Annotated in this window: 1 protein-coding gene, 2 tRNA genes, 2 rRNA genes and 3 pseudogenes (1 of these 8 running past the window's edge); 2 read left to right on the top strand and 6 right to left on the bottom strand. The window is 57.8% G+C overall.

The features are described from left to right. Positions 1–123: 123 nt before the first annotated feature. A pseudogene (locus tag KW83_RS11780) lies at positions 124–1,061 on the top strand (IS5 family transposase). A gap of 52 nt (positions 1,062–1,113) precedes the next feature. Here the strand turns inward: KW83_RS11780 and KW83_RS20610 are convergent. Beyond that, positions 1,114–2,018 (bottom strand): annotated as a pseudogene (locus KW83_RS20610) (IS3 family transposase); the annotation flags it as partial. A gap of 65 nt (positions 2,019–2,083) precedes the next feature. After that, positions 2,084–2,371, bottom strand: a pseudogene (locus KW83_RS11800) (DUF932 domain-containing protein); the annotation flags it as partial. 620 nt (positions 2,372–2,991) lie between these two features. Between KW83_RS11800 and KW83_RS19935 the strand changes: the two are divergent. Further along, complete coding sequence (locus KW83_RS19935) at positions 2,992–4,641, top strand: recombinase family protein (protein WP_081904593.1); 1,650 nt, start codon at positions 2,992–2,994, stop codon at positions 4,639–4,641. On the opposite strand, the gene KW83_RS11810 is transcribed toward KW83_RS19935, so the two are convergent. From KW83_RS11810 to KW83_RS11825, 4 genes are all read right to left on the bottom strand, one after another. Beyond that, positions 4,598–4,674, bottom strand: a tRNA-Met gene (locus KW83_RS11810). The genes KW83_RS19935 and KW83_RS11810 overlap by 44 nt on opposite strands. Before the next feature lie 51 nt (positions 4,675–4,725). After that, positions 4,726–4,840: ribosomal RNA gene (gene rrf / locus KW83_RS11815) — 5S ribosomal RNA — on the bottom strand. A gap of 68 nt (positions 4,841–4,908) precedes the next feature. Next, positions 4,909–7,741: ribosomal RNA gene (locus tag KW83_RS11820) — 23S ribosomal RNA — on the bottom strand. Between the two features lie 314 nt (positions 7,742–8,055). Further along, positions 8,056–8,114 (bottom strand) — tRNA-Ala (locus KW83_RS11825) (it continues 17 nt past the right edge of the window).

An 8,114-nucleotide genomic window follows, 5' to 3' on the forward strand; every position in this document is an offset into this window, starting at 1 on the left:
CGGTTTGATGCCGCTCCTTTGATAGCATTTACTGCAACAAAGGAGACGAACTATGGGAGGCTTTGTTGCGCAAAGACTGGGTGAGGGATTCATCTCGTGAATCCAGCGTGGTAGCTGTCCTGCATGAGCAGACCGATCCCGCCGAGCTACAAGACAAAGAACTGGCCGGCCTACAACGAAGCGCTGAAGCAGCGTGGTTCCCTGACGATCTGGTTCGATCCGGACATGGTCTGGGTGCCGCCGCCGACCGGCAAGCGAGGCCGGCAGCCGTTATATAGCGACGCCGCGATCCAGRCATGCCTGACGATGAAAGTCCTTTTYGGCATGGCGCTCCGACAGACGACCGGGTTCATTGAAAGCCTCCTGCGCCTGGTCGGCCTCGACTGGGCGGTGCCCGACTTCAGCACACTGAGCCGGCGCCAGAAGRCCTTGTCCGTGACTATTCCCTACCGCGGCTCAGATGGGCCGCTGAACCTGTTGATCGACAGCACCGGCATCAAGGCAGAGGGTGAAGGCGAGTGGAACGCCCGCAAGCATGGCGGCGCGAAACGCCGTCTATGGCGCAAGATCCACATCGGCGTCGACGAACRGACGCTGGAGATCCGAGCCATCGAGATCACCGGAAGCAACGTCGGGGACGCGCCCATGCTGCCCGAGTTGCTCAACCAGATCCCCGCCGGCGTGGAGATCGGATCGATCAYCGCTGACGGAGCCTACGATACGCGCAAGTGCCATGACGCCGTCGCCGACCGCGGCGCCCATGCCGTCATACCGCCGCGCAAGAATGCCAAGCCGTGGAAGCCATCAACCCCAGCCGCCATTGCCCGGAACGAGGCTCTGCGCGCATCGAGATACCTCGGCCGCGCCATCTGGCGAAAATGGAGCGGATACCACCGCCGGAGCCGCGCCGAGACGAGACGAAGATGCATTGCCTGAAGCTACTGGGGCAGAGCCTCATGGCGCGCGACTTCGATCGCCAGGTCGCCGAACTTCAGATCCGCGCCGCCGTGCTGAACGGCTACACCGCGCTCGGCATACCCATCACAGAGCCTGTGGGATAAGTGCGTCCGGGGAAAGGGGAAGTCCGGGATTTACGGTCTTTGCGCAACAAAGCCCATGCTGGCGCAAAAGCTTCTGATAGTCGTGTGAACAATATTGCGACCCGCGATCCGTATGATGGATGCAGCCTTTGGGCGGCGCCCGAAAAGCTATGGCCATGTTCAACGCCCGGATCGCCAAGTCGCGTTTCATCCGGTTGCTCACGGCCCAGCCGATCACACGCCGTGAATGCAGATCGAGGATTACGGCCAGATACAACCAGCCTTCGCGGGTCCAGACATAGCTAATGTCACCGGCCCACTTCTGGTTGGGCGCATCAGTGTTGAAGTCTCGATCCAGCAGGTTCGGCGCGATATTGAACTTGTGATCGCTATCGGTCGTCACCTTGTGTTTGCGGGTTCTGACGACAGATATGCCGTTCTGGCGCATCAAACGGCCCACACGGCGATGACCGACGTCCAGGCCGATCTCCTTCAACTCTTCGGTCATTCGCGGCCTGCCGTAGCTACCAAGGCTCAGGCGGGACTGTTCTTTGATGTGTGCAAGCGTGACCATATCAGATCGTTGTCTGCGACTGGCAGGGCGGCTACGGAAGGCCCGCAAGCCACGTGTGCTGACGCCAACGACACTGCATAAACGGTTGGCTGGGAAATGGTTCCTGTGTTCCTCGACAAACCTAAATCTCATTGCTTTAGGCCCGCGAAGAACTGGGTGGCCTTTTTTAGGATTTCCCTCTCCTCCCTGAGAAGCCGGATCTCACGTCGAAGCCGCTCATTCTCTTTGGCGAGGTCCAAATCCTCTTGTGAAACCACGTTCGTGTCTCGATGCGCTGTGATCCATTTGTTCAGCGTCGACATTCCAACGCCCAGATCATCAGCCACCTGCTTGCGCGTCAGCCCGCTGGTCAGCGCAATACGCACCGCATCCTGGCGGAATTCGTCCGTCCGTTTCAATCCCATAGTTCGCCTCCTTTGTTGCAGTAAATGCTATCAAAGGAGCGGCATCAAACCGCGACAGGTCCACAATGCGTCGGCGCAACTGGCTCATCCGCGCCCGGCAGGACAAGGCCCAGCTTCTCCGGATTGTCACGATGCGCCTCGACCCGGATCGCCGCGCTCTCCACCGTGCGCGTCCGGCTCCGCTCCGCTCGGCCCTTGACCGAGGCGAAAAGGTTGTCGAGCGACAGATACCGCTCGTCATCCGGCCGCGAGAACCACTCGGACGACACGCGGTCCACGTTCGTGCCGCGCGACACATCCACCTTGTAGCCGCCGCTGATATCACGCCCGGCATCGATGATTTCGGTGTTCATTGGAAAACCTCCGCGACGGGCGCCGGAGGCCTCTCCTCCAGCCCTCAACCCGTCACGGCACCCCTTCCAGTCTCTTGCTCTTTCGCCGGCCGAGTGGCGGCTTCCCGCGCCACATGGACACGCGCGTTGCGCGATTCGGGCGGCCTATGGCAGACTTCGTTCAGGCAAAGGTCTTCGGGCCCTGCCACAGCTTAGGGCCCCTAAATGTTGAGAAACCGCATAGAACAGCGCAGTATCTCCGGATTCCGGGCCGCCGATTTGCGCGACGCTGTAGCAGCCATCAATGCGCCAGACTACGCGAGTATGCGCGCGCCCCACCTCCAACCCGCTATGATGCATAGGCTTTTTCCTTCGTACGTGTGCCAGCCTCTGGCAGGCTGGTGGTTATGGAAAGGGACCAGAAAAGCAGGCCGGGGGCTGACGCCTCAAGGGACGCCCAGGACTCATCTCGGGAAAGCGGAGCGGCTGAGAACAAAATCGCGCGCCTCACGCCTTCTGGCGATGATCCGCGACTGGTCAACCTTGTTCGCTTGTTGGCGCGGCAGGCGGCAAGAGAGTTCATTGAGACAGAGAACAGGCGGCATGCACGGGCTCGCCTCCGCGACTAAGGGGGCTATCGCATGAAGGCAGCGCTTTACGCTCGGTATTCATCTGACAACCAACGTGATGCGTCGATTGAGGACCAGCTTCGCATCTGCCGTGCACGCGCGGAGCGGGAAGGCTGGACGATCATCGACAGCTACACGGATCGCGCGATTTCCGGGGCGTCCTTGCTTCGGCCCGGCGTTCAGGAACTGATCTCGGATGCGCTGAAGGGGCGTTTCGACGTGATCCTTGCGGAGTCGCTGGATCGTCTCTCTCGGGACCAGGAGGACATCGCCGGGCTCTACAAGCGGATGCGCTTTGCAGGGGTGAGTATCGTGACGCTGTCCGAAGGCGAGGTCAGCGAATTGCACATCGGTCTCAAGGGAACGATGGGTGCACTCTTCCTCAAGGATCTAGCTGACAAGACCCGGCGCGGTCTCCGCGGGCGCGTCGAGAAGGGTCGCTCCGGTGGTGGACTTTGTTATGGGTATGACGTCATTCGCACGGCCGATCCGGACGATCGGGGCGAGCGGGACATCAATCCAGCCGAAGCAAACGTCGTTCGGCGCATCTTCAGGGATTACTTGTCCGGACATTCATCGCGGACGATTGCAATGACCTTGAACCGGGAGGGCATTTCAGGACCGCAGGGAAAGGAATGGGGGCCGTCGACGATCCACGGCAATCCGAAACGCGGGACGGGCATTCTCAACAACGAACTCTACATCGGGCGGCTGGTCTGGAACCGCCTGCGATACATGAAGGATCCAGACACTGGCAAGCGCGTCTCCCGCCCGAACCCGGAAAGTGAGTGGGTTGTCCAGGAGGTCCCGGACCTTCGGATTGTGGACCAAGATCTCTGGGACGCCGTGAAGAAAAGGCAAAAGAGCCTTTCGTTTGATACGACGGCGACAGGCAGCAATCCGATGAACGATAGACGACGGCCGAAGCATCTCTTCGCCGGTTTCATCAAGTGCGGGTGCTGTGGTGGTGGCTACTCCCTGATCTCGAAAGACCTTCTCGGCTGCGCAGCGTCACGGAACAAGGGCACATGCGATAACCGTCTGAACATACGTCGGGATGCCTTGGAGGCGTCGATCTTGAATGGCCTTCGGAAGCATCTCATGTCGCCGGAACTCTTCAATGAATTTTGTGCCGAGTTCACGCGCGAGGTAAATCGGCTCCGGATCGAGCGCGGAGCCGACCTGGCCGGCTGGAGGAGCGAACTCGAGAAGGTTGACCGAGAGCTCGACAAGATGGTCGACGCCATTCTTCAAGGCTTCCCGCCGGCGAAACTCAAAGACAAGGCCGAGAAGCTGGAGGCGAGGAAGGCGGAGTTGACCGAGCTTCTGGACAATGCCGACGAGCCGCCGCCATTGCTGCACCCGAACATGGCACGGATGTATCAGGATCGGATCGCGAAGCTCTGCGAGAACCTGCAATCCGAGGAAGATCGAGGCGCCGCCGTCGACGTGCTTCGGTCACTGGTCGATGAAATCACCCTCATGCCCGAGAACGGCGAACTCTCCATAGTCCTGCGCGGCGACCTGGGGGCGATCCTGCGCTTTGCAGCGGGAAAGCAAAACCCCGACTTCCTTTCGGAGGCCGAGGCTTTGGACAACCTGCTTTCGCAGAAATCGTTGGTTGCGGGAGTAGGATTTGAACCTACGACCTTCAGGTTATGAGCCTGACGAGCTACCGGACTGCTCCATCCCGCGCCATGTCGTGTCGGTACATCCACAGAGAGATACACAAAAGGCTCTTACTAGGTTTGGCGGCGACCTACTCTCCCACGCCTTAAGACGCAGTACCATCGGCGCTACGGCACTTAACGACCGGGTTCGGAATGGAGCCGGGTGTTTTGCTCGTGCTATGACCACCAAACCGAGAAAGAGCCTTATCCAAGTCAGCACACGATAGCATGCTTTAATCGAGCCAGACTACTACTGGATCAAATCAAGCCTATCGGACAATTAGTACCGGTCAACTGAGCGCATTGCTGCGCTTACATCTCCGGCCTATCGACGTGGTGGTCTACCACGGTCCTCAGGGATACCTTGTTTTGAGGGGGGCTTCCCGCTTAGATGCTTTCAGCGGTTATCCTGTCCGATCATAGCTACCCAGCACTGCCATTGGCATGACAACTGGTCCACCAGTGGATCGTTCACCCCGGTCCTCTCGTACTAGGGGCAACTCCTCTCAAGTATCCTACACCCACGGCAGATAGGGACCGAACTGTCTCACGACGTTCTAAACCCAGCTCACGTACCTCTTTAAACGGCGAACAGCCGTACCCTTGGGACCTGCTCCAGCCCCAGGATGAGATGAGCCGACATCGAGGTGCCAAACGGTGCCGTCGATATGGACTCTTGGGCACCATCAGCCTGTTATCCCCGGCGTACCTTTTATCCGTTGAGCGATGGCCCTTCCACTCGGGACCACCGGATCACTATGGCCGTCTTTCGACTCTGCTCGACTTGTCAGTCTTGCAGTCAGGCTGGCTTCTGCCATTGCACTCAACGAGCGATTTCCGACCGCTCTGAGCCAACCTTCGCGCGCCTCCGTTACTCTTTAGGAGGCGACCGCCCCAGTCAAACTACCCGCCACACAGGGTCCCGGAACCGGATAACGGTCCGCGGTTAGACATCAAGCAGAGCAAGGGTGGTATCTCAAGGATGGCTCCACAGAGACTAGCGTCCCTGCTTCGAAGCCTACCACCTATCCTGCACATGCTCGGCCTGATGCCAGTGTGAAGCTGTAGTAAAGGTGCACGGGGTCTTTCCGTCTAACCGCGGGAAGCCTGCATCTTGACAGGCAATTCAATTTCGCTGAGTCGATGTTGGAGACAGCGGGGAAGTCGTTACGCCATTCGTGCAGGTCGGAACTTACCCGACAAGGAATTTCGCTACCTTAGGACCGTTATAGTTACGGCCGCCGTTTACCGGGGCTTCAATTCAAGGCTTGCACCTCTCCTTTTAACCTTCCGGCACCGGGCAGGCGTCAGACCCTATACGTCGTCTTGCGACTTCGCAGAGCCCTGTGTTTTTAGTAAACAGTCGCCACCCCCTAGTTTGTGCCCCCAGCCACCAGTTGCCTGGTAACTGGGCCTCCTTCTCGCGAACTTACGGAGGTATTTTGCCGAGTTCCTTCAACATCGTTCTCTCAAGCGCCTTGGTATTCTCTACCAGTCCACCTGTGTCGGTTTAGGGTACGATCTTGTAGAGGGGCTATTTCCAGGAACCTCTAAGCAGCCCGTTCAATCCGATAAGAACGAACTACAGTCGAGATCCGTCACCACCTCATGGCCCAGGAATATTAACCTGGTTCCCATCGACTACGCCTTTCGGCCTCGCCTTAGGGGTCGGCTTACCCTGCTCAGATTAGCTTTAAGCAGGAACCCTTGGACTTTCGGCGACAGGGTCTCTCACCCTGTTTGTCGCTACTCATGTCATCATTCTCGCTAGTGATCTCTCCACCGGATCGCTCACGCGCCGGCTTCACAGAAAACACCTGTGCCTCCGAAACCTTCCGAGGAAGGCTGAAGAGGCGCGGTGCTATATCACACTACGCTCCGCTACCATGCACTACGTGCATCCTAAGCTTCGGCTCGTGGCTTGAGCCCCGTTACATCTTCGCCGCAAGACAGCTTAATCTAGACCAGTGAGCTGTTACGCTATCTTTAAAGGATGGCTGCTTCTAAGCCAACCTCCTGGTTGTTTTGGCCGTCTCACATGCTTTCCCACTTAGCCACGAATTAGGGGCCTTAGCTGTAGGTCAGGGTTGTTTCCCTCTTCACGACGGACGTTAGCACCCGCCGTGTGTCTGCCATCTAGTACTCCCCGGTATTCGGAGTTTGGTTAGGATCAGTAAGCCTGTGGGGCCCCATTACCCATCCAGTGCTCTACCCCCGGGGGTATTCGGATGACGCTCTACCTAAATAGATTTCGCGGAGAACCAGCTATCTCCGAGTTTGATTGGCCTTTCACCCCTAGGCACAACTCATCCCGACCTTTTTCAACAGGTGTGGGTTCGGACCTCCAATAAGTGTTACCTTATCTTCATCCTGGTCATGCCTAGATCACTCGGTTTCGGGTCTGATCCCTCGAACTCATTCGCCCTATTAAGACTCGCTTTCGCTGCGCCTACACCTACCGGCTTAAGCTTGCTCGAGAGACCAAGTCGATGACCCATTATACAAAAGGTACGCCGTCAGCTCTCGAGGAGCCTCCGACTGATTGTAGGCGTTCGGTTTCAGGTACTGTTTCACTCCCCTCGTCGGGGTGCTTTTCACCTTTCCCTCACGGTACTGGTTCGCTATCGGTCAGTAAGGAGTACTTAGCCTTAGAGGGTGGTCCCCCCATGTTCAGACAGGATTTCACGTGTCCCGCCCTACTTAATACGTCCAATCTTGCTTCCTGTACGGGGCTGTCACCCGCTATGGCCGACCTTTCCAGGTCGTTCCAGTCACAATCATGGCTCGGCTGGTCCCCGTTCGCTCGCCACTACTAGGGGAGTATCTGTTGATTTCCTTTCCTCCGGGTACTTAGATGTTTCAGTTCCCCGGGTTTGCTCTTTTAACCCTATATATTCAGGTTAAAAGTACCTGTTTCAGCGCCGTATCAAGCCCCGGAGGGGATAATACGAAACTGTCAGGTGGGTTGCCCCATTCGGAAATTCGCGGGTCAAAGCTCATTCTCAGCTCGCCGCGACTTATCGCAGAGTATCACGTCCTTCATCGCCTCTTACTGCCAAGGCATCCACCAAACGCCCTTTTCGCGCTTGATTTGATCCAGAAGAAGTCAGGCTCCTTCTGCACCCCACCGGCCTTTTGTTTCCAGCAGGGCATTGATCAAAGCATACTTTCCCGCTCCGCTACCTGGTTCATGCAGCGGAACTTATTTTGCAGCCTTGCGGCTGCATGGGTTAGTGTACTTGACTTGGATAGTATCATGCATTGCGGTCGGACCGCAGATCCGGGCGCACTGCCCGTCTCAGCATGAAACTGATGTGTATCTCTCTGTACGATGTCAATGTCGCCGTAGCGACGCGTCCGACTGGACGGGAAAACAGCCGTGCTGCTTGCCGGAACAGTCCGTATCTGGTGGAGCGTATCGGGATCGAACCGATGACCCCCTGCTTGCAAAGCAGGTGCTCTCCC

The sequence above is a fragment of the Palleronia rufa genome (assembly GCF_000743715.1).
GTDB lineage: Bacteria > Pseudomonadota > Alphaproteobacteria > Rhodobacterales > Rhodobacteraceae > Palleronia > Palleronia rufa.

Bases quoted from the DNA above. Each gene is read 5' to 3' on its own strand.
- KW83_RS19935 (WP_081904593.1), top strand. From the start codon at position 2,992: ATGAAGGCAGCGCTTTACGCTCGGTATTCATCTGACAACCAACGTGAT.